The organism is Aeromonas sp. sif0611 (assembly GCF_019218845.1).
Lineage (GTDB): Bacteria > Pseudomonadota > Gammaproteobacteria > Enterobacterales > Aeromonadaceae > Aeromonas > Aeromonas media.
In genome coordinates, this window is the sequence record NZ_JAHUWU010000001.1 from 677,688 (window position 1) to 703,577 (window position 25,890).

Here is a 25,890-nt window from a genome sequence, read left to right on the forward strand (position 1 = left end):
AGCGCCAGCTACTCAGAGATAGTTACCTCATGGATATCCTCACCCACAGCCCGCAGCTCGGGGCGGTACATATCCTCCACCTGGGTCGGCGGTACCTGATAGCGGCCCGGCGTCACCGCCCGTATCAGGTAGACCAGCTGCTGGTTGCTCCCCGCGCTCAGATCCAGCGCCGCCGTGTAGCGGTCATCGCGAAACTCCTGATGCTTGAGGTAGTCGTTCCACTCGCTCTGCCACGCCGGTTTCCCCTCGATGGAGAGCTCTTCGAGCTTGATGCTGTTACCAAGAGCCGGGTTCTCCAGCTCGAAGCCAGCGGGCACCATCTCCACCAGCAGGGCATCGGGCACCGCCGATTCACTGCTGACGTTGAGCCGCACCACCACCAGATCACCCACCTTCACCTTGGCCGGGTCAAAACGCTGACCGTCGCTGTTGAACCAGCTGCGGGTCACACTCATCCCTTTGCTAATCCGTGCCGGTGCCTGTTCGGGGTAACCGACCAGAGTGTGCTGTACATAGAGGGATCCCTTGCCCTCGTTGGTGACGGTGCTCGCCGCCAGTGCCTCGGGGGCACCCTGCTGTAGCGGAGCCGAACCGCTCAGGGATCCACTGCCAAGAGAGGAAGTTACCTTGGCCTGCCAGTCGACGGCAGGATCGAAACGGGCCAGTCGCAACAGAGCGAGCCGCTCCTGAGTGCTGAGCCACTGACGATGGGCCAGGGTATCGGCTACCTTGGCGCTGAGATCAGGCCAGCGCTCCGCAGCCAGCTTGTGCTGACGAAGCAAGGAGAGCTCAAGGGCCTGATCGCGCAGCGGTGAGCCGTAATCCCCCAGATAGTCATCCCCGCGTTCGGTCGCCAATGCCCGGCTGAGGGCCTTGGCGGCGTTCTGCTCATCCCCCATGGCCGAGAGCGCCAGCGAGAGGTGGAGCAGCGGCAAACCGGAGCGAGCGTGATCGGCCTGCTGCTCCCAGATAAGTCGCAGGGTAGCGAGCGGTGCCTTGCCCACCCGGGCCAGCACATAGGCGCTGTAGGCCTGATAGGCCAGCCGGCTGTGCTCGGGGGCACTGCTCCAGCGCTCACCATACTGGCTGTCGGTAAGATAGCTTTGCAGCCGGTTCAAAGACTGATTGAGCATCGCCTCCGGCACTGCGTCACCCGCCTCCTTGCGCGCCAGCAGATAATCGGCGGCATAGGCGGTGAGCCACTGCTCCTCGTCGGAGCGACCATCCCAGAGGCCAAAGCCACCGCTGGGCAGTTGCAACCGCTGCAGCCGCTGCAGCAGGGCGCGTTGCACATCCGCCTCACTCGCCGCTTTCTTGCCCTCTGCGGGTTTGCTCCAGGCGGCCCGCTCATCGGCCGTGGTCAGCAAGTAAGGCCAGGCCCGTGACAGGGTCTGCTCCAGACAGGCGTAGGGGTAGTCGGCCAGCGCCTGCCACTGGGCTGCCGGATCCCAGGGCGGGGTGCCGGAGAGGCTGAGCAGCCCCTGCAGGTTGGCGCGATCCAGCCCGGTCAGCTCAGCTGGCGCAAAGCTCATCTGCTGGCCGGGAGCAAGCATCTGGTAGCGCTGGCGAGTCTCGGCCGGCCAGGGGGAGCGCAGCGGCAAAGTCCAGTCGCGGCTGATGGCAAAATCCTTGCCGCTGGCCGCCAACTGCAGGCTTGCCACGCCGCTCGCCCCGGTCACGGTGAGCGGTAGGGTCAGCCACTGCTCTTCGCCGTTTTTAAGGGCAAGGGTGCGGGGCAGCTCGCCGTTTGCTTTCAGCCCACCGTTGAGGGTCCAGGCAAGGGAGAGGGTCTGATCCTCGCCACTCATGTTGCGCAGTTGCACCAGCGCCCGGGTCTCATCGCCTCTGGCGCCAAAGCGCGGCCAGCCGATCTCGGCCACCAAGGGCGCCACCACCTTGACGGCGCGCTCGGCCTCGCCGACTTGCTGTTCGTTCCAGGCCAGCGCCATCAGCGCCAGCTCGCCGTTGAAGTTGGGTAGATCGAGCGGGATCACCGCCTTGCCGCTCTCATCAAAACTCACCTCGCCGCTCCAAAGCGCGGCTACTTCGACCCGGCTCTCCAGCGCGCCACCCTTTTTCAGCGGCGCCCGATCGCCGCCGTAATTGAGGCGGGCCAGCTTGCCATCCTGCGGCGGGATCACCTGGCCGTAGTTGTCGAACAAATCTTGGGCGAAGCGCTTGCGACCAAAGAAGATCTCGAACGGGTCGAGGGGTTGATAGTCGCTGATATTGAGCACGCCCCGATCCACCGCCGCCAGCACCACACGGCCTTGGCTATTGGGGGTGGAGGTGGCGGTTACTTCCAGTCGGGTGAGCGGCACCGCTTTATCAGGCGCGCTCAGGGTAAGCGGCAGACGGCGCGCTTCCCGGTCCAGGGTGAGCGGCACCAGTCCGACCGAGCGCAAGCTCTGTCCCTGCTGGCTGCTGACCGGTTTGGAGGCGCTGTCTGGCGCGGCGATCTGGGCCGAAATGTGCAGATCATGACGCTGCCACTCGGGGCTGACCGGGATCTCGAACTCGCCGCGGGCATCCTTGGCATCGCCACCGGCACCCTTGAGCTCGATACGCTGCCACCAGCGCAGGCCGTCGCCATCTTCCACCAGCAGCAACCCCTTGCCGGGGTGCGGGGCCACCAGGGTCACTTTTGCCTCGTCGCCCGCCTGATAGGCGCGTTTGTCGAGGGTGATGGCAATCTTGTCGGGCCGCGCCTGCTCGCCACCACCGCCCCAGGCGTAACTGCCGATCTCCACTCGCAGGCTCGATTGATGGCCCTGACTGTTCTCCACCTCCAATCGATACCAGCCCGCCGCCAGTTGCAGCGTGAGCGGGGTCGGCCCCTTGCCATCGAGCTGCAGGGTCTGCTCCTGCTCCAGATAGGGCTGGCTGTTGAATTCGTACTTCCACCCCTCCCCATCGGCGTAGTGCCAGTAGTAATCGCGGTACTCGTTGACAAGGCGCACCTTCACCGCCCCCGCCACCGGCTGCCCCTTGTCATCGAGGTTGAGGATCTGGAAGGGAAGCGGCTTTCCCCCCTCTACCCGATCCGCCACAAAGTCGGCCTTGAGTGCCGGCCACTGGCTGCCCGCGGGCCAGCCATACTGGGTGCGGCTGCGATTGACGGCGCGGCCACCGGGCTCGGAAAGGGAGACCCGATAGGCCACCTCCAGCGGCCCGAGACCGCGCACCCCATCGAGTTCATCAGCCAGCGAAAAAGCCCCCTGCCCCTGCGCATCCAGGGTGAGACTTCGCGGCTCAAGATCCCTGGCCTGCTCGGCGAGCAGCACGTCCCCCAGAGTGAACTCCTGCCACTGGGTAAAGGGCATGGTGGCGCGGCTGATTTTCACCTCCGCCTTGGCCTTGGTAGCGCTCGCCGGGGCTCCATAGAGATAGTCCCCTTGCAGCGGCAGAGTAAGAGAGGCATCCAGATCCGTCACGTCCCCATCCGGCCCCTTGCCAAGCTGCAGTTTCAGCCGCTCCGGCAAGAACTCCTCCACCAAGAAAGGCCACTCGAAGCGGCTGCCGGCGGCGGTCTTGAGGTTGATGGTCCAGCGCCCGAGCGGCGCATCGTCCGGCAGGCGCAGACCGTAGTGGGCAGCGCCAAGGCTATCCGGCAGCAGCCGTTTCTGTTCGAGCAATTGACCGTCCGGCTGTTTCACCTCCAGCTCTACCGCCATACCCGACAGCAGCTGGCCATCTTGGCCCTTGAGCAGGATCTCGCTGTCGAGCCGCTCGCCGGGGCGATAGAGGTCGCGCCCGCTGAACAAATAGAGCTGCTGGGCCTGCCAGGGCTGGGTACCGAGATCAAAGGTAGAGAGATCGAGCGCCGCACCATCGAGGCGCAGCACTGCCAGATGGTTGCCCTGCTCGGCCAATAGCAGGCGGGCCCCCTGCACCTGATCGAAGCGGCGATGACCTTGCGGATCGGTATTTTGCACCTGCAGCCGGTTGCCCTTCTCGTCGAGCAGAGAGAGTTGCACATCCTTGAGCGGGTCGGCGCTGGCCAGGGAGCTGACGAACACCTCCAGCTGATCGCGGTAACGGCGGGCGCTGAGCCCCATGTCGCTCACCGCAAAATAGGTCGTCTCCTTGCGCCAGTCATAGTTGCCAAGGGGCGACATCACCGCAAAGTAGACGCCAGCCTCGGCCAGCTGCGGCTCCTTCACATTGATGAGGCGGGTCTCGCGCCGGTTGGCATCGAGCTCCAGCGCGTAGCGGCCGCTGAACACCCGCTTGGCGCGCTGGGTGATCTGCTCAAGCTCCCAGTTGCCCATGCCGGAGCCGGGGCGATACTCGGCCAGAAAACGGGGCAGATACTCGGCATCGACCCGGAAGAAATCGATATTGACCTCATCTACGTTCACCGCGCTGATGGGCAGGCGCAGCTCCTGACGCAGCGGCAACACCATGCCGCTGGCGGTAAAGGAGGCCCCCGCCTCCAGCGGGCGAGTCTTGAGGGTCCAACTCTGGGGGGATGGGCCCAGCCCCGCCTTGAGGCTCACCTCATAGCTCTTGTCGGGTTGCACATTCGGAAAATAGAGGGTGCGACCATCGTCGGCGAGGATCCACTCCCCCTGCACCTGCTTGCCCCCCTCGCTCACCGCTAGCCAGCTCTGCCAGTTTGCCTTGGGTGCCAATGGGCCGGAGAAGACCAGCGCCAGCGCCGGGGCATCGCGATATTGGCGGGTGTTAGCTTGCACAACCGAGCCAGGCGTCCCGGCCTCCTGCTGGGCTGTGGATTCCGTGGTCGGTACTTGGCTGACAGGCTTGTCAGGGCCGCAACCGCTCAGCAGAGTACCAAGCCCCACTAATAACCAAGCTGACCAGGAAGGATGCAAACGAAGGAGGCGAGGCACAGCAGAGGGCTTGAGGAGGTGCATAGAGGTCATCCCGGGTTGAGTCGCCGCCAGCGCAGCACAGGAGTCAATAGGATAAAACGTCGTTCCCATTAACACAAAGCTCAGTGCTGCGGACACTTCATCCATCACTACACCCCGTGACAGCAGAAATACCCGCTCATGAGCCGGCAACAATATTTTCCATTCGAGACTATCTCTTTGAATGCTATTTTGTATAGGCAAACTCCCCCCATTTTCTGAACGCAGGCTAAACTGGGAACAACAGTTTGCTTGTGCGGCATGGGGGGATTCTTTATTCTCTTGCCTTACTGGCGCTGTTGAGCGAACCAACCAAATTTCAACCAGTTAAATATTCTTTTTACATGGATTGCCCATGCCTTAAATAAACCATGGGCAAAGTCAGAGGGCCCCCCCACTCTGATCTCAGAGTTATTTATTACTGTACAACCCGCCTGCTGGCCCGACGCACATGTCAGGCCAGCATGGTTGTGTGCTCATCCCCCGTCGGAGTCATACCAGAATGGAAAATAACGACCTGTCCATCGTCGAAAAAAGATTGGTTGCCAGATTCCTGGATATGTTCATCAAGTTTGGCCTTATCCTGGCACTGGGTTCTTTCTGCTTTACCGTGTTCTCTCCCTTCATGAACATGATGTTGTGGGCCCTGATCCTGGCCGTGACCCTCTATCCCCTCCACCAGCGCTTCGCCGCACGCCTGGGCGGTAAACAGGGCCGGGCCTCCACCCTGCTGGTATTGTTGGGGGTGCTGCTCATCGTGGCGCCCACCGTCGTCATGGTCAGCTCCCTGGGGGACAGCGTCAGCGCCCTGGTTGACAAGGTGGAAAACAACACCCTGGTCATCCCGGCCCCCTCCCCTGACACAGCCAACATCCCGCTGGTGGGAGCCAAGCTCCATGCCGTCTGGCTGAAAGCCTCGGTGGACTTGCCCAGCCTCATCATCAGCTACAAGCCACAGCTTGGGGATCTGGCCAAGAAGGTTGTCGGCATCCTCGCCAGCATGGGGGGAGGCTTGCTCGGCTTTGTCGCCTCCTTCATCGTGGCCGGCATCATGATGGCCTGGGGGGCTCCGGGCGCCTTGAGCGCCGATCGCATCGCCATGCGCATCACGGATGAACGCAAGGGGCTGGCGCTGACCAAGCTGTGCACCAGCACCATTCGAGCCGTGGCCCAGGGAGTCATCGGGGTCGCCTTCATCCAGGCGCTGCTGGCGGGGATCGTCATGATGCTGGCGGGGATCCCGGCGGTCGGCATCTTCTTCGTCCTGGCGCTGATCCTCGGCATCGCCCAGGTGCCCGTCATTCTGGTGACCGGCCCGGCCATCGCCTACATGTGGAGCGCTGGCGATCACGGCACCCTGGTGAACATCATCTACAGCGTCCTGCTGATCGTCGCAGGCATGGCCGACAACGTCCTCAAACCGCTGCTGCTGGGGCGCGGGGTCGATGCCCCCATGCCGGTGGTGCTGCTGGGCGCCCTCGGCGGCATGGCAACCAATGGCATCCTCGGCATGTTCATCGGTGCCACCCTGCTCTCCATCGGCTATCGCATCTTCATGGCCTGGGTCAACGAAGGGCTGGCTGCTGCGGAAAAATAGTCCCATGACCGTCCAACGCCACGCCATGCGCCCCCTGATCACGGGGGGCGCATGCCTGTTGCTGAGTGCCTGCACCGTGCTCGGCCCAGACTATCAGTCCCCCAGAGTCGACGAAATGGCAGGCTGGCACAGCGCCAGCGAGGGCCAAGCTGCGCTCTCGGCCGCCGACTATCGCCAATGGTGGGACAATTTGCACGATCCCGTGCTCAGTGCCCTGGTGCTGGAGGCGCTGCGAAAGAATCCGGATGTCAGGATCGCCGGATTGCGGATCCTCGAGGCCCAGGCCCAGCTCGGCATCGCCGAGAGCCTGCTCGGCCCTCAGGCCACCGTGGGCACAGGCGAGCTGCTGCAAGCCGGGCAGACCCGCAATGGTCACAGCAGTGCCGGCAGCAGCTATGGTGCCGGGTTCAATCTCGGCTGGGAACTCGACTTCTGGGGCAAGTTCGAACGCGGCATCGAGGCCGCGGATGCCAACTACTTCGCCACCCTGGCCCAGTATGATGACATCCAGGTGCTGATGGCCGCCCAGGTGGCCCAGCTCTATGTGAGCATCCGCACCCTGGAAGCCAGACTCCACATCGCACGGGAGAATGCCCGCATCCAGCGGCGCAGCCTGGAGATCACCGAACGGTTGTTCAAGAGCGGCAACAGCGCCGAGCTGGACGTGCAGCAGGCCAAGACCCAGTACCTCGGCACCCTGTCCGGCATTCCGCAACTCGAAACCAACCTGCGTCAGAGTCAGAACGCCCTCTCGACCCTGCTCGCCAGACCCCCGGGCCCCCTGCCCGAGATGGGTTCAGACACAGGCAAGATCCCCCAGGGTGAGCTGGCCCTGGTCACCGAGATGCCGGCAGATCTGCTGCGTCGTCGTCCCGACGTGCGGATCGCGGAGCGGCAGCTGGCCGCCCAGTCGGCCCTGATCGGGGTGGCCGAGAGCGAGCTCTACCCGTCCATCACCCTGCTCGGCACCCTGGGCGTCAACGCCACCAATGGGGACAGTGGCACCTTCTCCTGGGCTGTCGGCCCCTCGCTCAGCTGGAACCTGCTCGATCAGGGACGGCTCGGCAACCAGATCCTGGTGCAGGACGCCCGCTTCCAGCAGCTGCACGAACGCTATCGCGACAGCGTGTTCAAGGCGGCCCGCGAGGTGGATGATGCGGCCGTGGCCTACGCCAACGGTCAGGACGAGATAGCCCTGCTGACCCAGACCGGCGAGGCCGCCCGTCGCTCCCTCGAGATCGCCAACACCCAGTATCGCGAGGGGATGGCGGACTTCCAGCGGGTCCTCGACTCCCAGCGCGCCCTGTTCAACCAGCAGGAGCGCCTGGTCAACAGCCGTGGCGCCCGGATGCGCGACCTCATCACGCTCTACAAGGCACTGGGTGGTGGTTGGGAACAGGGGCGAGAGCGTCCCTTGGTAACCCCCGAGGTGGAGGCCCAGCTGCGCACACGCGCCGACTGGGCTCCCCTGCTCGACGCAACCCACTCCCCCATGACACAGAAGGCAAGCTCCCATGACTGACACAGCGTCTCCCGGCCAGGCCAGCCGCCGCGCCACCCTCGGGCTGCTGGTTGCAATCCTCCTCCTGCTCACCTGGTATCTGCTGGCCGATCGGTTGACCCCCTACAGCTCCCAGGCCAGGGTGCAGGCCTTCGTGGTCCCCGTTGCCGCCCAAGTGTCCGGCCAGATCCAGAAGGTCCATGTGCGCGACAATCAGGACGTGGAAGCAGGATCCCCCTTGTTCGACATCGACCCCGAACCCTATGACATCGCCCTGGCCAAGGCTAGATCCGATTACCAGACGGTCCTGAGCGGCGTCAAGGCCAACACCGAAGGGGTCAAGGCGGCAGAGGCAGCCCTGATGGCCATGCGTGCCGCCTATGACAACGCGGCCAAGGACGCCGAACGCCAGGAGCGACTCTATCGGGAGGATCCGGGCGCCATCTCGGTGCGTCGCCTCGAGGTCGCCCAGGCCAGCCGCGAGACCGCAAAGAGCCAGGTGGCGGCAGCCGAAGCCGACGTCCGCCGCGCCATCGAGGCCGCCGGGGCGAGCGGCGATGACAACTCCCAGCTGCTCAGCGCTCGCTCGGCGGTACACAAGGCAGAGCTGGATCGCCAGAACACCCGAGTGGTGGCGCCGGGTCGGGGGCTCATCACCGACTTGAGCACAGATGCAGGCCAGTTCATCGGGGCAGGCGCACCGGCCATGACCCTGATCGCCATCCACGACGTCTGGGTATCGGCCGATCTGACGGAGAACAACCTCGGCAACATTCGGCCGGGGGACAAGGTCGCCATCCTGCTCGACAGCCTGCCCGGACGCCTGTTCAAGGGCGAGGTTCGCAGCGTCGGCTACGGGGTGGGCGACGGCAAGAGCCAGCCAGCCGGAGCCCTGCCCACGGTCGACAACAACCGGGACTGGCTGCGCCAGGCCCAGCGTTTCCCGGTCAAGATTGCCTTCCAGGGCGACGACTTTCCGCCGGTCGAGGCGCTGCGGGTCGGCGGCCAGGTTGATGTGCTGGTCTACACCGGCGAGAGCGGGGTGATGCACCTCCTGGGGGCACTCTATATCCGGCTGATGAGCCTCTTCTCCTTCCTCTATTGAGGCGCCACATGCATAACGCCGACAGGGCTGTACTGCGCATTGGCACGGGCATCGGACTCGCAACGGGGATCTGTTACGGATTGGCCCTGCCGATGCCCCATCTCGGCGTCATCATGGCCTGGGTGGTGCTGTGCCGACCCGGGGAGCCGCTCGGCCTGAAGAAGGGGCTGGCGGGGGGGATCCTGCTGCTGGGGATCATGGCCTCCGGGGTGCTGCTGGTCCCGCTGCTGACCCACTATGCCCTGGCGGCCGTGCTGCTTGTCGGCTTGCTGCTCTACCTGCTGATGCAGCAGGCGATGGCTGGCAAGGGGGCCGCCGCCATGTTGCTCATCATGGCCATCACGGTGATCCCGGTGGCCGGTCTCATCGAGCAGTCCCTTGCCATTGCAATCGCCCAGATGATGGGGCTGGGGATCCTGATAGGCACCCTGGTCAACCGCATGGCGCATGCACTCTTCCCCCCTCAGCCGGTGGCCGGTGCGGCCGCCAGAGCGGCAGCGCCGCCCCCCGAACACCCCGAGCGGCTGGCGCTGCGCGCCGTCGCCATCGTGATGCCGGTGTGGCTGTTGGCCCTCGGCAATCCGGCGTTCTACATTCCGGCGGTAATGAAGACGGTGACGCTGGCCCAGCAGAGCACCTCCCTCAACGCCAAACAGGCGGGCCAGGAGCTGGTGCTTTCGACCCTGGCGGGCGCTCTGCTGGCGTTCGCCCTCTGGATGGGACTCAGCCTCTGGCCCTCGCTGCTGATGCTGGTGCTGATGCTGACCCTGATGACTTTCTGGCTGGCACGGCGTCTGGTGCGACTGGTGGCGGGGCGCTTCCCGCCGTCATTCTGGAGCAATGCCTGGATCACGGCGCTTATCCTGTTTGGCCCGGCCATCGAGGACAGCGCCACCGGCAAGGATGTGTGGCTGGCGGCCGCCATGCGTTGCGGCCTCTATCTGGTGGTAGCCGGCTATGGCTGGCTGTGTATCTTGCTGCTCGAGCAGTGGCGGCCGGTCGGCCGACCACTGGCAGAAGCGAAGTTAGGAGACTGACATGTTTCTCATTTTGATGGTCGGCATCCCGGTGATCCTGGTCAACATGCTGTTGCAATCCCTGGTTGCCGTCTGGTGCATCCGCTTCTACATCAAGCGGTTCAATCAACGCGAGGGTATCCTGGCCGGCATGCTGGCCCTTTTTGGCACCATCACTCTGGTGATGCTGGGCAACCTGGCCCAGATCGGCGTCTGGGGAGGGCTCTTCCTGTGGCTCGGCGAGTTCGACACCTTGCAGGAGGCCATCTATCACTCCGGGGTCAACTTCGCCACCCTGGGCTATGGCGACATCGTCATGAGCCCGCAATGGAAGATGCTCGGACCGCTGGAAGCGGTCAACGGCGCCCTGATGATAGGCCTCTCCGGCGCCTCCATGCTGGCGGTCTTGCAGCACCATATTCGCAAGCAGCTCAATGACCGCGCCCCCTGACCGGGCACAGCTTACGGCAAGACAGGGGCCACTCCATCGAGTGGCCCTTTTTATGCGCGATCAATGATCCGGGTCATGCCACCTACTCGGCAGAGGCCATCTGCCAGGTCTTGAAGCCGCCGGAGAGGTTCTTCACCCGAAAGCCGTGCTGGCTCAGCAGGCGGCAGGCCACGTGGCCGCGCAAGCCCACCTGACAGCTGATGAGCAGCTCCTTGTCCCTGGGCAGCTCGTGAAGACGGCTGCGCAGCTCGTCAAGGGGGATGTGCAACGCCCCCGGGATGCGACCCAGCTTGTCGAGTTCGGGGCCATTGCGCACGTCCAGCACCTGCTGATGGGGGTGACGGGCCTCTACCTCGGCTGCGTGGCAGAGCAGGGTGTCTCCCTTCAAGTGGTTGCTGGCCACGAAGCCGGCCATGTTGATCACGTCCTTGGCCGAGCCGAAGGGCGGTGCATAGGTGAGCTCCAGATCCTGCAGATCAAACACGGAGAGACCGGCCCGCTGGGCCACCGCCAGCACGTCGATGCGCTTGTCGACCCCATCCTTGCCGATGGCTTGGGCGCCATAAATCTTGCCATCGGGAGCAAACAGCAGCTTGAGGCTGACCGGGTGGGCACCGGGGTAGTAACCGGCATGGCTGCCCGGGTGGACATAAACCTTCTCGAAAGGCAGACCCATTTGCACCAGTCGCTTCTCGTTCAGACCGGTGCTCGCCACCGCCAGATCGAACAGCTTGCAGATGGCGGTGCCCTGGGTCTTCTTGTAGGTTTCCGCACGGCCCAGCATGTTGTCGGCGGCGATGCGTCCCTGCCGGTTGGCAGGACCCGCCAGCGGGATCAGCACAGATTCGCCGGTGACGAAATCGGTCTCCTCCACCGCATCCCCCACCGCAAAGATGAAAGGATCCGAGGTACGCATGCCGGCATCGACCTTGATGCCGCCGCGCGGCCCCAATTCCAGCCCCGCCTTGGCGGCGAGCAGGGTTTCGGGCTTGACGCCGATGGCGAGGATCAGCATACCGGTGTCGAGATGGGTGCCGTCATTGAGGGTCAGGCGCAGGCCGCCGCTGTTGGCGGTGGGCACGGCTGCCGTCTTCTCGGCGGGCAGATCCAGACTCTCGATGGCTGATAGACCGGTGCGCAGACGCAGATCGATCCCCTCTTCGCGGATGCGGGCATGAAGCATGTTGGCCATCTCCTTGTCCACCGGCGCCATCACCTGATCGGCCAGCTCCAGCAGGGTGACATCCAGCTTGCGCTGATGCAGCGCCTCCATCATCTCCAGCCCGATAAATCCCCCACCCACCACGGTGACATGGCGTGGATTGTCGTGGTGCAGGGCCGCCAGAATGCGATCCATGTCCGGGATGTTGCGCAGGGTATAAACGTGGGGGCTGTCGATACCGGGGAAAGGAGGGCGGATCGGTGCAGCACCCGGGCTCAGCAACAGCACATCGTAAGGCTCGCGCTGCTCGTCACCGGTTTGCAGGTTGCGCACCAGCAGGGTCTTGCCCGCCTTGTCTATCTCGATCACGTCGTGGAAGATCCGCACATCGACGTTGAAACGGCGCTTGAAGCTCAAAGGCGTCTGCAGCAGCAAGGCATCCCGATTGGGGATATCCCCCCCGATGTGATAGGGCAGACCGCAGTTGGCAAAGCTGACGAACTCGCCCCGCTCGAACATCACTATCTCTGCCTCTTCACTCAAACGGCGGGCGCGGGCCGTCGCCGATGCACCACCCGCGACACCACCCACAATCAGGATCCGTTTCATCTGCAAGACTCCACTCAACGAGAAATTGAGTTCAAATTAGAACAATCTAATTTAGGTTTCAATGAAATTTTGTTTGCCACGGATTTGCAGTATTCTTGCCCTCCGACAATTGCTCAACAGGATAGTGTCAGTTCATGTCGTCTACCGCGCTCAGCCATCTCCCGACAGCCAGCCAGGCCCCCCTGTTCTTTCGCCTGGATACCCGTAGTCAACGGCTGGTCGCCCTGACCGATGTGATGCAGACCCCGCTCCACTGGCTCGATGAGCCCCGCAGCGCCTGGCCGGCTCAATTGCCGGATGCCCTGCGCCAACCCATAGAGCAGCGGCTGGCCAGCGGCAAAGGGGGCAAGCTGCTGTTGCGCTTTGCCGCCCAGCAGTGGCACATCTCCCTCTCCCATGAACAGGACGCCTTCTGGCTCATCTGCCTGCAGACCCAGTCCCAGGAGAGCGCGGCCAGCCTGTCGCTGCAACTGCCGCGCCTGAGCCAGATGGCCAGCCAGCAGCAGTATGCCGCCATGCTGGAGAGCCTCAGGGAGTGCCTGGGGGCCGATCGCCTGATCCTCTGGCACTACCAGGCCAATGGTCCCCTCGGCAGCGAGCAGCTGACCCCTGTCTTCACCCTGAATGCGGATTCTGTCGGTGCCATTCGCGGTGACAGCCGCTACATCCGGGCCTTGCGTACCCGGGGCGCCCTGAGCTTCTCGGAGGCCGCCCATCAGCCCATGCTGAGCCAGCACTATTATCTGGCCAATGCCAATGTCAGCTCCCGCCTGGACGGCGCCCTGCTGGAGCAGGAGAAGCTCATCGGCGTGCTCAGCCTCGAATACGCCGAGACGACCCTGATCGGCGAAGAGACGCTGCAGCTGGTACGTCACTGCGCCCAGTTGCTGGGTCACTGGCAGCCCGAACCCGAGGTGGCCGAGGTCTCCCCCTTCACCCTGCCAGGCGGTCTCAGTTGCAAGACCGGCAATGAGTATTGCCGCGCCCTGGTGCGCTGGGCCATGACGGCGAGCGGCGCCCGCATCGGCTGGCTCGGGGAGTTTCAGCTGCGCGGCCAGGATCTCTGGCTCATTCCCCGCTGCATGCTGGAAGGAGAGACCTTCTCCGCGGTCAAGCCCATGCGGATGGAAATAGGCCCGGGTCGGGAGATCTTCCAGCACGGCCAGAGCCTCTATGTGGAAGATCTGCCCCTGCGCTATCCCCAGGCCACCCAGTTGCTGGCCCTCAACGCCAAAGCCTACATCGGCATCCCCCTCCAGGGTCAAGGCGGCGCCCCCCTCGGTCAGATCACCCTGCTGCTCGACGGGCCGCTGGACGATCCCATGCCCCTGCTCGATGCGCTCTACGAACAACGTGAGCGGACCGCCATCGAGCTGCAGCGCCTCGCCAACGACGATGCCCTGCGCCTGGCCGAGGTGGCTTTCAACACCCACGACGGTCTGCTGGTGATGGACCATGGCGGCATCATCCTCAAGGTCAACAACTCCTTCAGCCGCATTACCGGGTTCGGGGACGATGAGATGCTCGGTCAGCATATCGAGGCCCTGCGGCCCACCTATTATGGCGACAGCCTGAAGGAGGAGGTCATCGCCGCCGTCGATGAACAGGGGTACTGGCTCGGCGAAGAGCAGTGCCTGCACAGGGATGGCCATCTCTTCCCGGTACGGCTCATGGTCAGTGGCGTCAAGGATGAGGAGGACGAGATCAGCCATTTCGTCTGCAGCTTCCACGACATCACCCAGGAGAAGGAGGCGGCCCGCCACATCGAGCGGCTCGCCTATTACGACGATCTGTGCGACCTCTACAACAGACGCAGCCTGAACGACATCATGCAGCGCACCCTTGCGCTCCCGAGCGGACAGTGGGGGGCATTGCTGCTGCTCGATCTCGACAACTTCAAGTCGATCAACGACTCCCTCGGCCACGCCTGCGGTGATCTGCTGCTCCAGGCCGTGGTGGTGCGGCTCAAGTCCCTGCCCCAGGAGAACCTGGTGCTGGCCCGCACCTCGGGAGACGAATTCGCCCTGCTGTTCACGGCGCTGGGCCAGGGCTACATCACCGCCAAGATCCTGGCGGAGCATTTTGCCAGGGAGCTGATGGGGATCTTCCGGTTCCCCTTCGACATCGGCGATCACAAACTGCACTGCAGTGCCTCCGTGGGGATCAGCCTGTTCAGCGACGATGACAAGGATCACCTGATCCTGATGCAGCAGGCCGACACCGCCGTCCACATGGCCAAACGAGCCGGCCAGGGCAACCACATCTTCTTCAGCGAGGCCATGGCGGAGAAGGAGAAGAGCAAGCTCTCCCTGAGCAACCAGCTGCGCGATGCCCTGCGCAACAACGAGCTGGTGCTGCACTATCAACCCCAGTACAGAGTCGACAACGGCAGCCTCTCGGGCGTGGAGGCCCTGCTGCGCTGGCAGAAGATGGACGGCACCATGATCCCCCCCGGGGAGTTCATTCCCATCGCAGAAGAGACCACCCTGATCCAGGAGATAGGCTACTGGGTGATGAAGACGGCCTGCGCCCAGTACAGTTTCTGGCTCAACAACGGCCTCGCCATCCCCCATCTGTCGGTCAACGTCAGTGCCCGTCAGTTCCACACCGCTGGCTTCGTGCAGCAGGTAGAGTATGTGCTGCGCGATACCGGGGTGCCGCCGTCGCGCCTGCTGCTGGAGGTCACCGAGTCCGTGGTGCTGGAAAACCGGTTGGACAGCATCGCCAAGATCCGTCAGCTCAAGGCGCTGGGCATCCTCATCTCCATCGATGACTTCGGTACCGGGTATTCTTCTCTCGCGTATTTGCGCGATCTGCCCGCCGATGAGGTCAAACTGGACAGGAGCTTCATCCAGACGCTGGTGCACAGCGAGCAGGACAAGGCCATCGTCAAGGCCATTCTGGATCTCGCCAAGGTGTTTCGCTTCACCGTGACCGCCGAAGGGGTGGAGGAGGAAGAGCAGTTGGCCGTGCTCAAGGCACTGGGATGCCAGCACTATCAAGGCTTCCTGACCAGCCGCCCGCTTCCCGTCAAGGCACTGGAGAGTCTGCTGGGTGCCACCCCAACCGGCTAAACAGGTAGGATTTATAGGGCTTTATGTCATAAAATAACGACCGCTCGAACCCTGTCCGAACAATTGGAGTCGTCTATGTCAGTCATTAACCGGATCCCTGCCGTTGAAACCAGCGGCCCTGCCGATCAGGGCACTCAGCGGATCCCTGCCGCCACCGTTAGCGACGCCAGCAGTCCCGACATCATTGGCCGGATCCATTCCGTCGAGACCTGTGGCACCGTCGACGGCCCCGGCATCCGCTTCATCGTGTTCATGCAGGGCTGCTTGATGCGCTGCAAGTATTGCCACAACCGGGACACCTGGGACACCCAGGGCGGCCGCGAGGTCACCGTGCCCGAGTTGATGCAGGATCTCACCAGCTACCGCCACTTCATGAATGCCTCGGGCGGCGGTGTCACCGCCTCCGGTGGGGAAGCCATGCTGCAGCAAGAGTTCATCGCCGAACTGTTTGCCGCCTGCAAGGCACAGGGGATCCACACCTGCCTGGATACCAACGGCTTCGTGCGTCACTACGACGAGCTGCTCGATCGGGTGCTCGACAACACCGATCTGGTGCTGCTGGACATCAAGCAGATCAACGACGAGAAGCACATCCCCCTCACCCATGTCAGCAACAAGTACACCCTGGAGTTCGCGCGCTACCTGGCGTCCCGCGGCCAGACCATGTGGATCCGCTACGTGGTGGTGCCGACCTGGTCCGATGATGACGAGAGCGCCGAAGGCCTCGGTCAGTTCATCGCAGAGCTCGGTGATTGCGTCGAGAAAGTGGAACTGCTGCCCTACCACGAACTGGGCAAACACAAGTGGGACGTGCTGGGAGACACTTACGATCTGACCGGGATCAAGCCCCCCAGCAAGGAGACCATGGACAGGGTTCAGACCATCCTCGGCAAGTACCACCCCAACGTGAAGTATTGAGACAGGAGGCCGCCCGGGACTGGGCGGCCTCTTTTCATTGCGCCACCCCGGCGCCCGGGCTCATCACCGGGCAGTGACATTCGAGGGAACATGCCATGAGTGAAGGACAAGTCGCCACCCTCCTGCTCTGGCTGGTGCTGCTCGCCTTCAGCCTGAACGCCTCCCTGCTACGCACCCTCCACGCCAACCCCCTCTATCAGCACCTCTGCCTGGGGAGCGCCATCGTCCTGGTGCCACTCTGGACCTTGCGGGCGGGTCTGCACGAGGGGCTGGAGATCCACTTTCTCGGCCTCACCAGCCTGACCCTGCTGCTGGGCTGGCGCCTCGCCCTGCTGGCCCCCTGCCTCACCTTGCTGATCCTCGGGGCCTTTGGTGTCACCGATCTGGCGGAGTTCGGCTGGCAGGCGCTCATCGGCATCGCGCTGCCGGTTGTCACCAGCTGGCTGCTGTTTCTAGGGAGCTGGGCCTGGCTGCCCCGCCACCTCTTCGTCTACCTGTTCGTGGCCGCCTTTCTGGGGGGGGCGCTCAGCATTTCGATCAAGATCCTCGCCAACGCCCTGCTGATGGGGATGAGCGGCGCCTACCCCTGGCACATTATCAGTGCCGATTACCTCTCCATCTGGCCACTGCTGCTCTTCCCCGAGGCCCTGCTCAACGGCATGGCCATGACGTTGCTCGCCGTCTACCGCCCCCACTGGGTAAGCACCTTCTTCGACAGGGAATATCTGGGGCGCTGATCCTGACATAAATGGCCATGCAGGCCCATGTCATGGGTCCCCTGAACGCCGAACAGCGCTCAGAAGACCTGATGAAAAGCTAGAATCTGTACTCGATGTGGAGTGTGTGACTGTCCAGTGATGGATTGGGCTCATACATATGCCCATTGGACATATGTTCATACTGATATCCCAGCAGCCAATTCCGATTGAAGGCATACCCCAGCCCTAATCCAGTTGATAGCTGGACAGGGCCACCATAGTCCTTAAAACCATTCCCCTTGTGCCCGAACTCATGTTTGCTTAGCCACAGCACCTCAACCGGCATCCATACCACCCATTGGCCCCACAGGCATTCAGCACGCCCTCCAGCACCCAACCGGGCCCCGGATTCATGGCCAACATCCAGCACGCCACCACGCACTCCCAACCCAAACTGACAACCCGACTCACTCCAGTGCCAAAACATATGGTGGAGCTTGATGTCAGCAGTATAAATATCGAGCTTCTCGTTTTCGGCAGGTGTTCCTAGCTGCACAGCCACGATCTCGTCATTGGCAATGGCTGTCGTGCTCATGCTCAGCAAGAGCAATAATCTGGCGATCGAGTGAAGATTGGCGTCCATGCCCCCTCCTACATCCTGATGTCCCCGCTTTGTCAAGCGTCAAACAGGCACACATCAGGCATAGTCAGTGAGGGAAAGAACTGTCAACCCAACACCAAAAACTAAAAATAAATATGTTTTCGAAGAAATAGTCTACAAAATCAGCGACTGAGTGTGACGTTAAAGAAGATTATACTAATAACGCACATTGTGTATGTCTTAATGATATTCCCAACCACATCGTTACTTCTGATGCAACAAAAACATCCATCGTCAAATAAATATCTCAAACGCTCTTTATTTAAGAGCTTTCTAAATTAACAGCATCTACGCTAAAAATACTCATCAGACCTGTTTAAACCATTACTGCAAATATGAAAATATAGTTACATAACAACAGATTAAATCACTCTGGTGCTACCGGCTGTAGGACTAATATGTGTTGACTCATTCGCGGCCCACAGGTAGTATGCGCCCGTCATAAAATTAAACATGACGAGCGTCTCGAAATGACGCAATATACGCGGGTTCGGCTCCTGCACGACAGAAATGCTCTAAAAACAGAGCTGTCTTTGACAGCCTGTTTTTATATGTCAATTTTATTTCAAGCCACAATTTGACCGCCCTAGACCGGAGCAATGTCACTTCCGTGCGGTAGCTTTTCTTTTTTTTTGCCTTTTGAGATAATCTATTCCCGTGTACAGTTTCGGTACAGCAATACCAAGGAACAACATGAGACAAGTATTATTGCAAAACGAACACTCACGATAACACCGAGTTAACACAGAATTAACACAGAGTTAACACATCAAGTTTTGACACCTGGATAATATTTCACATGAACTACGCAACCCGGTTTCTGGCGATATCGCTAGCCATGTCTATTGCTGGCTGCGCATATGAACCAAAGCAGGTCGAAGCCTCCCGTCCCCTCGTCAATCCATCATCGACCACAGCACTGCAAGCCATGCCAGCAAACCTGCAACAGGCGCTCAATACTCAACCTCAGGGGGCTGTACTCAGCACAAACAGCGTTACCTTCACCCTGGGTCAACGCTATGTGTCGGCCATGGGACGTGAGTGCGTTGACCTCTTGTTCAACAACATGCAAGGCCACTCGCAAAGAAGTGTCGCATGCAAGAGCGAAGAACTGTGGTACCTGATACCTCAATTGGATCAAGCTTCTGTCAGCAGCCTTCTTGCTGAACAATAAAACTCGAAGGTATCTGTTTTGAAAATGAATGTTCGTCAGCTGAGTACCCTTCTGTTTCTCATCGGTGCCTCCTGCACCGCCATGGCTGCTAGCGCACCGGACCAGGCCCAGGCAAATGGGGCATCATTTGGCTATAACCTGTCGGGTAATTCAGGCGATAACAATCGGCCCCAACTTGGCGGCCAATCATCGCTGAGTGGTCAAGCCAGCACGAGTTCAACAACCGGCAGTTTTGCGCAACAAAATCGGCAGGGCATGTTGCTGCCAGGTGAGGCAGATGTTCGGAAGTTACTGCCACAAGCCGAGGCCGGACTCCCTCCCCCCTACGGTGCCAACCTCTTTGCCGGTGGATATGAAACCGAACGCAGCGATGGTTTGAATGACAATTACCTGATAGCACCAGGTGACAAGCTGAATATCTGGATCTGGGGCGCCGTCAATTTCTCCAATGTGGTAACAGTCGACAATCAGGGCAATATTTTCATCCCTGATGTAGGCCCAATCAATGTCAAGAATGTTCCAGCCAGCCAAATCAATAATCTGGTAACCAGCAAGATTGGTGATGTATTCACCAACAACGTCAATATTTACGTCAACCTGCTGACGACAACCCCCGTGAGTGTATTCGTGACGGGGCCGGTGATCCGCCCAGGCCAATATGCCGGACAATCGTCTGACAGCGTGCTCTATTTCCTCAAGCGGGCGGGTGGTATCGATTCAGAGCGTGGTAGCTACCGTCAAATCAAGGTCTTGCGCCAAAACCAGGTCCTCCAGCAGATCGACCTGTATGAGTTCATGCAAAAAGGCAAAATGCCCAAGCTTTCCCTGAAGGATCAGGATGTGATCCTGGTGGAACCCCAGGGGCCGATGATCAATGTGGCTGGCAAGGTTCGCAACCCATTCCGCTTCGAATTAAAGCAGCGCAATACACTGGGTTCGGAACTGGTCAATTATGCCCTGCCCCTCGCCAAGGTGAGTCATGTCGGGGTAATTGGCGATCGTGCAAACGGTCCTTTCTCTATTTATCTGCCTTACAAAGATTTTGCCCGGGTCCAACTCAAGGACGGTGACAAGGTGCTGTTCAACGATGACATGCATGCACAAGTTTACGATGTGCAGGTCACCGGCAGTTATATGGGCCCCTCTTACTTCACCGTCCGCAAAGAGACCAAGCTGCACGATCTGCTCAACCATATTCCGATCAACCCGGATCTGGCCGATTACCAATCCATCTATCTGATGCGCAAGAGCGTGGCCATCCGGCAAAAAGAGATGCTGGATGAATCGCTCAACCGCCTGGAGCGCAGCGTATTCACCGCACCGGCCAGTTCGGATGGTGAAGCGACCATCCGTGCCAAAGAGGCCGAGCTGGTCATGCAATTTGTCGACAAGGCTCGCAAGATTCAGCCTCTGGGCAAGGTCGTGGTCGCAGACAAGGGCATCATCGCCAACATTCAGCTGGAGCAAGGCGACCAGATTGTGATCCCGAACAAGACTGACCTTATCCAGGTGGGTGGTGAGGTGTTGATGCCACAAGCCGTGGTCTACAACGCCAATGCCGACCTCGATGATTATGTCGCCTGGGCCGGTGGGTTTACCGAACGAGCCAATGATCAGCGCATCGCCGTGGTGCATGCCAACGGGCTGGTGGAGTTCAAGGGCCAGGGGAATGTTCAGCCAGGGGATCAGATCATGGTGTTGCCCAAGGTTGACAGCAAAACCATGCAGTCTGTCAAAGACATCACCCAGATCATCTATCAGATCGCCGTGGCGGCGAACGTAGCCATCAACTAAACCGCCCACACCGAACAATGCAGGCTCGCCAATCGGCGAGTCTGCCATACGGTAAACGACTCAATGCATAAACCCATTCTCAATCAAACACCTCGAACGCCCTTGCAGGTACTGCGCGATGTGACGTTCGGTTTGCTTATCCGAGAACTGAAGACCCGCTTTGGCAGTTACCGACTTGGCTATGCCTGGGCCCTGCTCGACCCACTGCTCATCATTGGCGCATTCAGCCTCATTTTTGGCATGCGCGGCCACAGCGGATTCGGAGGGGCGCCGGCGCCGCTCTTCATTACCGCCGGTTATTTACCCTTTATTTTTTTCAAGAATGTCGTGAGCAAGCTGCAATCTGCGGTCAGCGCCAATATGGGGCTGTTCTGCTACCGGCAGGTGACCCCATTTTCTACCTTTGTTGCCCGCTTCATGCTCGAGACCCTGATTGGCATGATGGTGGGTATCATCCTGGTGCTGGGGCTGCTCTGGTTCGGGTTCGATGCCATTCCGGCGGATCCCTTGCAGGTGATCCTCATCTATTTGCTGTTGATGGTGTTCTCCTTTTCCCTCGGCATCGTCTTCTGCGTTATCTGCACGCTATTTCAGGAGGCAGACAAGTTCCTCGGTCTGCTGATGATGCCGTTGATGTTTATCTCTTGTGTGATGTATCCCCTGATCAGCATCCCAGTTCAGTATCAACACTGGTTTTTATGGAACCCGCTGGTGCATGCTCTCGAGCTGATTCGAAGTGGCTGGATCGCCGGTTACAGCAGTCCCAATGTCAGTGCGGCTTATCTGTCAGGCGTGACCCTGCTGCTGCTGACCTTTGCCATGAGCTGCTATCGTCTGAGCCATCGCCGGCTGATCGCCAGTTGATCGCCAATGAGTGCGGAATAACATGATCATTCTCGACAACGTATCCAAGTACTACCCCACCAAGTTCGGCCGCAACTATGTGCTGCGCGATGTGAGCATCACCCTGCCGCGGGATCGCAACATCGGTATTCTGGGGGTCAACGGGGCGGGCAAATCCACCCTGCTTCGCCTGCTGGGGGGCATGGACACCCCAAGCAAGGGCAAGGTGACGCGCCAATGTCGCGTCTCCTGGCCGCTGGCCCTCGGTGGTGGATTTCAAGGCAGCATGACGGGGCGGGAGAACACCCGCTTCGTCTGTCGCATCCACGGGGTACGCGACACGCAGGCGGTGGAAGAGTGGGTCAAGGAGTTCTCCGAAATCGGCCAACACTTCGAGCTGCCGATCAAAACCTACTCCAGCGGCATGAGATCCAAGTTTTCCTTCGCCGTCAGCATGGCCTTTGACTTTGATATCTATCTGACCGATGAGATCACCTCGGTGGGGGATGCCCGCTTCAAACAAAAATGCATCGATACCTTCAATCAAAAGCGCGAGACCGCGAGCCTTATCATGGTGTCCCACGACATGAAAAACCTGCGTCAGCAGTGCGACATGGGGATGCTGCTGCGCAACAGTAAATTGGAAATCTTCGACAATATCGATGACGCCATCCGCATTTATCAGGATCTTTAACAAGCTGCACCCAATATGACTCAACCTATCCGTTCCGAAAGACCATCCCGCTTCGCGCGCAAACTGCGCAAGCTCGGCAATGAACCCAAGCAGTTCTTTATCGATTCCAGCGGCTTTCAGATTGCCCACCGCTCCTGGCAACAGAGCCTCAAGCTCGGCAGTTTTCTCTGGGTCGTGGCCTGTTTTACCATCGCGGCACTCTATCTGGGGGTCATCGCCTCTGACCGTTACGTGAGCCGGGCGGAGATCATCATCAAGCAGGCGGATCAGATTAAGATGCTGCCCGATGCCCTGTCGATGCTGGGTATTGGTGGCAGCAATCATCAGGATGTGCTGCTGATCCAGGATTATCTGAACTCCTGGGATCTGCTGGCCAAGCTGGATAAAGAGCTCAACCTCAAGTCCCATTACCAGAGCGACCAGGCCGACTATTTCTCCCGTCTGCCACAGGATGTCAGCCGGGAAGACTTTATCGAATACTACCGCGATCACCTGACACTGCGCCTGGATGAGCTGTCGGGTGTGCTCACCATCGAATTGCAGGCGTTTGACCCCGAGTATGGCCAGCGGGTGGTGGGCATGATGCTCAAGGAGTCCGAGCGTTTTATCAACAAGCTGGGGCATCAGGTGGCGCTGGATCAACTGGCCTTTGTCGAGAAAGAGGTCGACCGTGCCTATCGACGGCTGCAGGATGAGAAGGCCAAGGTGCTCGCCTTTCAAAACAGCCATCAACTCATCAGTCCGGAATCCACCAGTAGCGCGCGTCTCGGGGTCGTCAGCCAGATCGAGGCCGAGCTGGTGAACCAGCAGGCGCAACTCAAACAACTGCGCAGTTATATGAGAGAGAACGCTCCCGGTGTCATCTCGGTGCAGAGCAGGGTCGATGCCCTGACAAGGCAACTGGAGCAGGAGCGTGCCAAGCTCACCGGTCTCGATAAAGATGCCATGAACGAAATCAACGCCGGTTATCTGGATGTGCAAACCCAGGCCACTCTGGCAGCGGATCTCTACAAGACGGGACTCATCAGTCTGGAGCAGACCAGGGTCGAGGCATACCGCAAGCTCAAACACCTGCTGGTCATCAGTCAACCGAGCCAGGCCCAGGATGCGGAATACCCTCGCCGTCTCTACAACCTGGCCACAGTCGGTGTGCTGCTGTTCCTCTTCTACGGGCTGATCGTGATGGGCCTTGCCACCCTGCGTGAGCACCAGGACTGACAACGAGGTGCTGAATTGGACCATACCCGGCGAGCTCAAACCTATGGGTATGGCCTATTTCGTGCTTTGACTGCATCCCTGGTTCTCTGGAATGAGCAAGGATATTATCGAGGCGCCTCACCAAGGCGCCCAATTGACAAGAAAGTTCACTCTCTTGTCATATCGACATGTAATTATCGTATTTCCCACTCTATTAAAGCTGTGAGTCAATCCATTTGCATAATAATAAACGCCCGCGCATTGCGTTAGTGGCAGACCAGTTCACCACTTTCAGCCTGACGCCTGATGCAGACCTTATTCACATCACGCCATCAGACTGGCAATGGAAACTGAGGATATTCAAACCAGATTTTCTGTTGGTCGAGTCAGCATGGCGTGGTCATAAAAATAGCTGGCAAGGGAAAATTGCCAGCTATGCCCATAGCTCCCCCGTCAAACCGGAATTGAGTAAATTGGTGGCATTTTGCCAAAAGCGGCATATACCCACCATTTTCTGGAATAAAGAGGACCCCTTTCATTTCGAACGCTTTGCCGATGCCGCGGCGCTATTCGATGTGGTCTACACCACGGATGCCGATTCAGTCGCTCGCTATCAGGCCCTGCCTCGTCAGGCCTTCCGGCACGTAGGGGTCTTGATGTTTGCCGCCCAGCCGCGCTGGTATCTGCCCGCAGCGGCGGAAGAACGGGAGTCAGGGATCGCCTTTTTGGGCGGCTATTACGGCAACGAGCTGGCTGAGCGTAGCCGGGCACAAGAAGAGGTGTTATATGCACTGCGTGACCAAGGGTTAATCATTTTCGACAGATTTTGGCAAAAGAACAACGGTTGCAGCTACCCAGAAAAACTGCAGCCATATTGCAAACCGGCCATCTCACCGGTGTCGGTTGCCAAGGCCTATCGTCAATATCAGCTTTATTTGAACTTCAACACAATCAGCCAATCACCGACCATGTTATCCCGCCGGGTATTTGAGTTGGCCGCAGCAGGGTGCCCTATTATCAGTACACCTTCGCGAGCAATGGATAACATTTTTGGCAAGAGTATTGTCACGGTGCAGGATGGTACCGCGGCACAAGAATGGTGTGTGCAATTGCAGAAAGATATTCGACAAAGAAGCGAATTGGGTAGACAGGCAAGGGAAATAGTGCTTGCCCATCACACCTGGCAACATCGGCTGGCACAGCTTAATCGCGACCTCGGCCTTTATTGAGTAGTTTTGGAACAATACATAAATCACATAAATTCACACGGGAATGACTATTATGCCGATGAAAGCGCAGCGGGTATTGATGGTATTCGGGACAAGGCCTGAAGCAATCAAGATGGCCCCGATCGTCAAGGCCTTCCAGGCCAATCGCAAGGTGGACATCAGAGTCTGTGTCACAGGACAACACAGAGAGATGCTGGACCAGGTGCTCAATCTGTTCGAGATCAAGCCTGACTATGACCTCAACATCATGAAGCCTGGACAGGATCTGACCGATGTCACCACCGCCATCTTGCAGGGGTTGAAACCTGTGTTTGCCGAGTTCAAACCGGATCGCATTCTGGTACACGGTGACACCGCCACCTCCTTTGCCGCGACCCTGGCGGCCTACTATCACCGCATCGCGGTGGGTCACGTTGAAGCCGGCCTGCGCACCGGCAATATCTACTCTCCCTGGCCTGAAGAGGGGATGCGCCGCCTGACCGGGGGGATTGCCGACCAGCACTACACCCCGACCATCAGTTCGCTGAAAAACCTCATCATGGAAAACATCGCCCCCGAGACCATCTTTGTCACTGGCAACTCGGTGATCGACGCCCTGATCGAGGTATCCCATCGCATCGACAAGAACGTGGGCATGAAAGCAGAGCTGGCTGCCCGCTTCCCCTTCCTTGACCAGAGCAAGAAGCTGATCCTGGTGACCGGTCACCGCCGTGAAAACCATGGCGATGGTTTCGAGCGCATCTGCAAGGCGCTGGCGGTACTGGCCCAGCGGGATGACGTGCAGATCGTTTATCCGGTCCACCTCAACCCCAATGTGCAGGAGCCGGTCAATCGCAACCTCAAGGGGCTCGACAACGTGTACCTGATCGAGCCGCAAGATTACCTGCCGTTCGTCTACCTGATGAAGCAGAGCTATCTGATCCTGACCGACTCCGGTGGCATTCAGGAAGAGGCGCCAACCCTGGGCAAGCCCGTGCTCTGCATGCGCGACACCACGGAGCGCCCTGCCGCCGTCAAGGCTGGCACCGTACGCCTGGTCGGCACCTGTGACGAAACCATCGTCGCCGAGACAGTTCGTCTGCTGGATGACGAGCTGGCCTACCAGGTGATGAGCCACGCCAACAATCCCTATGGGGATGGCAAGACCAGTCAGCGTATCGTCGAGGCGGTGCTGGGTCTGAGCGGCGCTCTGGGCCAGCAGATTGACAGCAGCCTGCAAGTGGCCTGATTTACAGATTACATACCTGTCTAGGGGGCAAGGGTTATGCCCCTTTTTTACTATCGAGAGCACAA

At 60.0% G+C, this 25,890-nt stretch carries 18 protein-coding genes; 15 read left to right on the forward strand and 3 right to left on the reverse strand.

Going from position 1 to position 25,890, the window contains the following annotated elements; translation table 11 throughout:
• Window positions 1-8: 8 nt before the first annotated feature.
• Window positions 9-4,877, reverse strand: a complete 4,869-nt coding sequence (locus KW824_RS02950; RefSeq protein WP_256351231.1) for an alpha-2-macroglobulin — start codon at window positions 4,875-4,877, stop codon at window positions 9-11.
• Window positions 4,878-5,376: 499 nt separating this feature from the next.
• Here KW824_RS02950 and KW824_RS02955 point away from each other — a divergent pair, with 499 nt between their 5' ends.
• Genes KW824_RS02955 through KW824_RS02975 form a run of 5 tightly spaced genes read left to right on the forward strand, consistent with a single transcriptional unit; the run spans window position 5,377 to window position 10,544 of the window.
• A complete protein-coding gene (locus tag KW824_RS02955) occupies window positions 5,377-6,471 on the forward strand; it encodes an AI-2E family transporter (protein ID WP_042649162.1) in 1,095 nt (364 codons plus the stop codon).
• A 4-nt stretch (window positions 6,472-6,475) separates the two neighbouring features.
• Window positions 6,476-7,993 (forward strand): efflux transporter outer membrane subunit, encoded by a 1,518-nt coding sequence (locus KW824_RS02960; protein ID WP_218408856.1) that lies wholly within the window; start codon window positions 6,476-6,478, stop codon window positions 7,991-7,993.
• A complete protein-coding gene (locus tag KW824_RS02965; RefSeq protein WP_218408857.1) occupies window positions 7,986-9,077 on the forward strand; it encodes an HlyD family secretion protein in 1,092 nt (363 codons plus the stop codon). Before KW824_RS02960 ends, KW824_RS02965 begins: the two co-directional genes overlap by 8 nt.
• 8 nt (window positions 9,078-9,085) lie before the next feature.
• Window positions 9,086-10,114 carry a DUF2955 domain-containing protein gene (locus KW824_RS02970; RefSeq protein WP_218408858.1) on the forward strand — a complete coding sequence of 343 codons (1,029 nt, stop codon included), beginning with the start codon at window positions 9,086-9,088 and terminating at the stop codon, window positions 10,112-10,114.
• Between the two features lies 1 nt (window position 10,115).
• A complete protein-coding gene (locus KW824_RS02975; RefSeq protein WP_171269091.1) occupies window positions 10,116-10,544 on the forward strand; it encodes an ion channel in 429 nt (142 codons plus the stop codon).
• Between the two features lie 82 nt (window positions 10,545-10,626).
• On the opposite strand, the gene KW824_RS02980 is transcribed toward KW824_RS02975, so the two are convergent.
• Window positions 10,627-12,315: an FAD-dependent oxidoreductase gene (locus KW824_RS02980; RefSeq protein ID WP_218408859.1), complete on the reverse strand. Its 1,689-nt coding sequence runs from the start codon at window positions 12,313-12,315 to the stop codon at window positions 10,627-10,629.
• A gap of 134 nt (window positions 12,316-12,449) precedes the next feature.
• Here KW824_RS02980 and KW824_RS02985 point away from each other — a divergent pair, with 134 nt between their 5' ends.
• From KW824_RS02985 to KW824_RS02995, 3 genes are all read left to right on the forward strand, one after another.
• Window positions 12,450-15,389 carry a GGDEF and EAL domain-containing protein gene (locus tag KW824_RS02985; protein ID WP_218408860.1) on the forward strand — a complete coding sequence of 980 codons (2,940 nt, stop codon included), beginning with the start codon at window positions 12,450-12,452 and terminating at the stop codon, window positions 15,387-15,389.
• 75 nt (window positions 15,390-15,464) lie between these two features.
• Window positions 15,465-16,307 carry a pyruvate formate lyase 1-activating protein gene (gene pflA, locus KW824_RS02990; protein WP_218408861.1) on the forward strand — a complete coding sequence of 281 codons (843 nt, stop codon included), beginning with the start codon at window positions 15,465-15,467 and terminating at the stop codon, window positions 16,305-16,307.
• Window positions 16,308-16,402: 95 nt separating this feature from the next.
• The gene (locus tag KW824_RS02995) at window positions 16,403-17,044 is read left to right on the forward strand and encodes an energy-coupling factor ABC transporter permease (RefSeq protein WP_218408862.1); all 642 of its coding nucleotides are present in this window, start codon (window positions 16,403-16,405) and stop codon (window positions 17,042-17,044) included.
• Between the two features lie 79 nt (window positions 17,045-17,123).
• On the opposite strand, the gene KW824_RS03000 is transcribed toward KW824_RS02995, so the two are convergent.
• On the reverse strand, window positions 17,124-17,648 hold the full coding sequence (locus tag KW824_RS03000; protein WP_218408863.1) for an acyloxyacyl hydrolase: 525 nt from the start codon (window positions 17,646-17,648) through the stop codon (window positions 17,124-17,126).
• 817 nt (window positions 17,649-18,465) lie between these two features.
• Between KW824_RS03000 and KW824_RS03005 the strand changes: the two genes are divergently transcribed.
• The 7 genes from KW824_RS03005 (at window position 18,466) to wecB (ending at window position 25,825) form a co-directional block, all read left to right on the forward strand.
• The gene (locus tag KW824_RS03005) at window positions 18,466-18,840 is read left to right on the forward strand and encodes a hypothetical protein (protein ID WP_218408864.1); all 375 of its coding nucleotides are present in this window, start codon (window positions 18,466-18,468) and stop codon (window positions 18,838-18,840) included.
• A gap of 24 nt (window positions 18,841-18,864) precedes the next feature.
• Window positions 18,865-20,634 carry a polysaccharide biosynthesis/export family protein gene (locus tag KW824_RS03010; RefSeq protein WP_218409080.1) on the forward strand — a complete coding sequence of 590 codons (1,770 nt, stop codon included), beginning with the start codon at window positions 18,865-18,867 and terminating at the stop codon, window positions 20,632-20,634.
• Between the two features lie 63 nt (window positions 20,635-20,697).
• Window positions 20,698-21,498: an ABC transporter permease gene (locus KW824_RS03015; protein WP_111872991.1), complete on the forward strand. Its 801-nt coding sequence runs from the start codon at window positions 20,698-20,700 to the stop codon at window positions 21,496-21,498.
• Window positions 21,499-21,520: 22 nt separating this feature from the next.
• Window positions 21,521-22,171 (forward strand): ABC transporter ATP-binding protein, encoded by a 651-nt coding sequence (locus KW824_RS03020; protein WP_218408865.1) that lies wholly within the window; start codon window positions 21,521-21,523, stop codon window positions 22,169-22,171.
• Window positions 22,172-22,186: 15 nt separating this feature from the next.
• Window positions 22,187-23,389: a sugar transporter gene (locus tag KW824_RS03025; RefSeq protein ID WP_218408866.1), complete on the forward strand. Its 1,203-nt coding sequence runs from the start codon at window positions 22,187-22,189 to the stop codon at window positions 23,387-23,389.
• Window positions 23,390-23,637: 248 nt separating this feature from the next.
• Window positions 23,638-24,597, forward strand: coding sequence for a glycosyltransferase (locus tag KW824_RS03030; protein WP_371316574.1), 960 nt, complete (start codon window positions 23,638-23,640; stop codon window positions 24,595-24,597).
• 79 nt (window positions 24,598-24,676) lie between these two features.
• Entirely contained in the window at window positions 24,677-25,825 is a 1,149-nt protein-coding gene (gene wecB / locus KW824_RS03035) for a non-hydrolyzing UDP-N-acetylglucosamine 2-epimerase (RefSeq protein ID WP_371316589.1), read from the forward strand.
• The last annotated feature ends 65 nt before the right edge of the window (window positions 25,826-25,890 follow it).

Coding starts and splice junctions, on each gene's coding strand:
- KW824_RS02995 (WP_218408862.1), top strand. CDS start 16,403: ATGAGTGAAGGACAAGTCGCCACCCTCCTGCTCTGGCTGGTGCTGCTC.
- KW824_RS02950 (WP_256351231.1), bottom strand. CDS start 4,877: ATGCACCTCCTCAAGCCCTCTGCTGTGCCTCGCCTCCTTCGTTTGCAT.
- KW824_RS03005 (WP_218408864.1), top strand. CDS start 18,466: ATGAACTACGCAACCCGGTTTCTGGCGATATCGCTAGCCATGTCTATT.
- KW824_RS03025 (WP_218408866.1), top strand. CDS start 22,187: ATGACTCAACCTATCCGTTCCGAAAGACCATCCCGCTTCGCGCGCAAA.
- KW824_RS02970 (WP_218408858.1), top strand. CDS start 9,086: ATGCATAACGCCGACAGGGCTGTACTGCGCATTGGCACGGGCATCGGA.
- KW824_RS02960 (WP_218408856.1), top strand. CDS start 6,476: ATGACCGTCCAACGCCACGCCATGCGCCCCCTGATCACGGGGGGCGCA.
- KW824_RS02985 (WP_218408860.1), top strand. CDS start 12,450: ATGTCGTCTACCGCGCTCAGCCATCTCCCGACAGCCAGCCAGGCCCCC.
- KW824_RS02980 (WP_218408859.1), bottom strand. CDS start 12,315: ATGAAACGGATCCTGATTGTGGGTGGTGTCGCGGGTGGTGCATCGGCG.
- KW824_RS02965 (WP_218408857.1), top strand. CDS start 7,986: ATGACTGACACAGCGTCTCCCGGCCAGGCCAGCCGCCGCGCCACCCTC.
- KW824_RS02955 (WP_042649162.1), top strand. CDS start 5,377: ATGGAAAATAACGACCTGTCCATCGTCGAAAAAAGATTGGTTGCCAGA.
- KW824_RS03000 (WP_218408863.1), bottom strand. CDS start 17,648: ATGGACGCCAATCTTCACTCGATCGCCAGATTATTGCTCTTGCTGAGC.
- KW824_RS02975 (WP_171269091.1), top strand. CDS start 10,116: ATGTTTCTCATTTTGATGGTCGGCATCCCGGTGATCCTGGTCAACATG.
- KW824_RS03010 (WP_218409080.1), top strand. CDS start 18,865: ATGAATGTTCGTCAGCTGAGTACCCTTCTGTTTCTCATCGGTGCCTCC.
- KW824_RS03015 (WP_111872991.1), top strand. CDS start 20,698: ATGCATAAACCCATTCTCAATCAAACACCTCGAACGCCCTTGCAGGTA.
- pflA (WP_218408861.1), top strand. CDS start 15,465: ATGTCAGTCATTAACCGGATCCCTGCCGTTGAAACCAGCGGCCCTGCC.
- wecB (WP_371316589.1), top strand. CDS start 24,677: ATGGTATTCGGGACAAGGCCTGAAGCAATCAAGATGGCCCCGATCGTC.
- KW824_RS03020 (WP_218408865.1), top strand. CDS start 21,521: ATGATCATTCTCGACAACGTATCCAAGTACTACCCCACCAAGTTCGGC.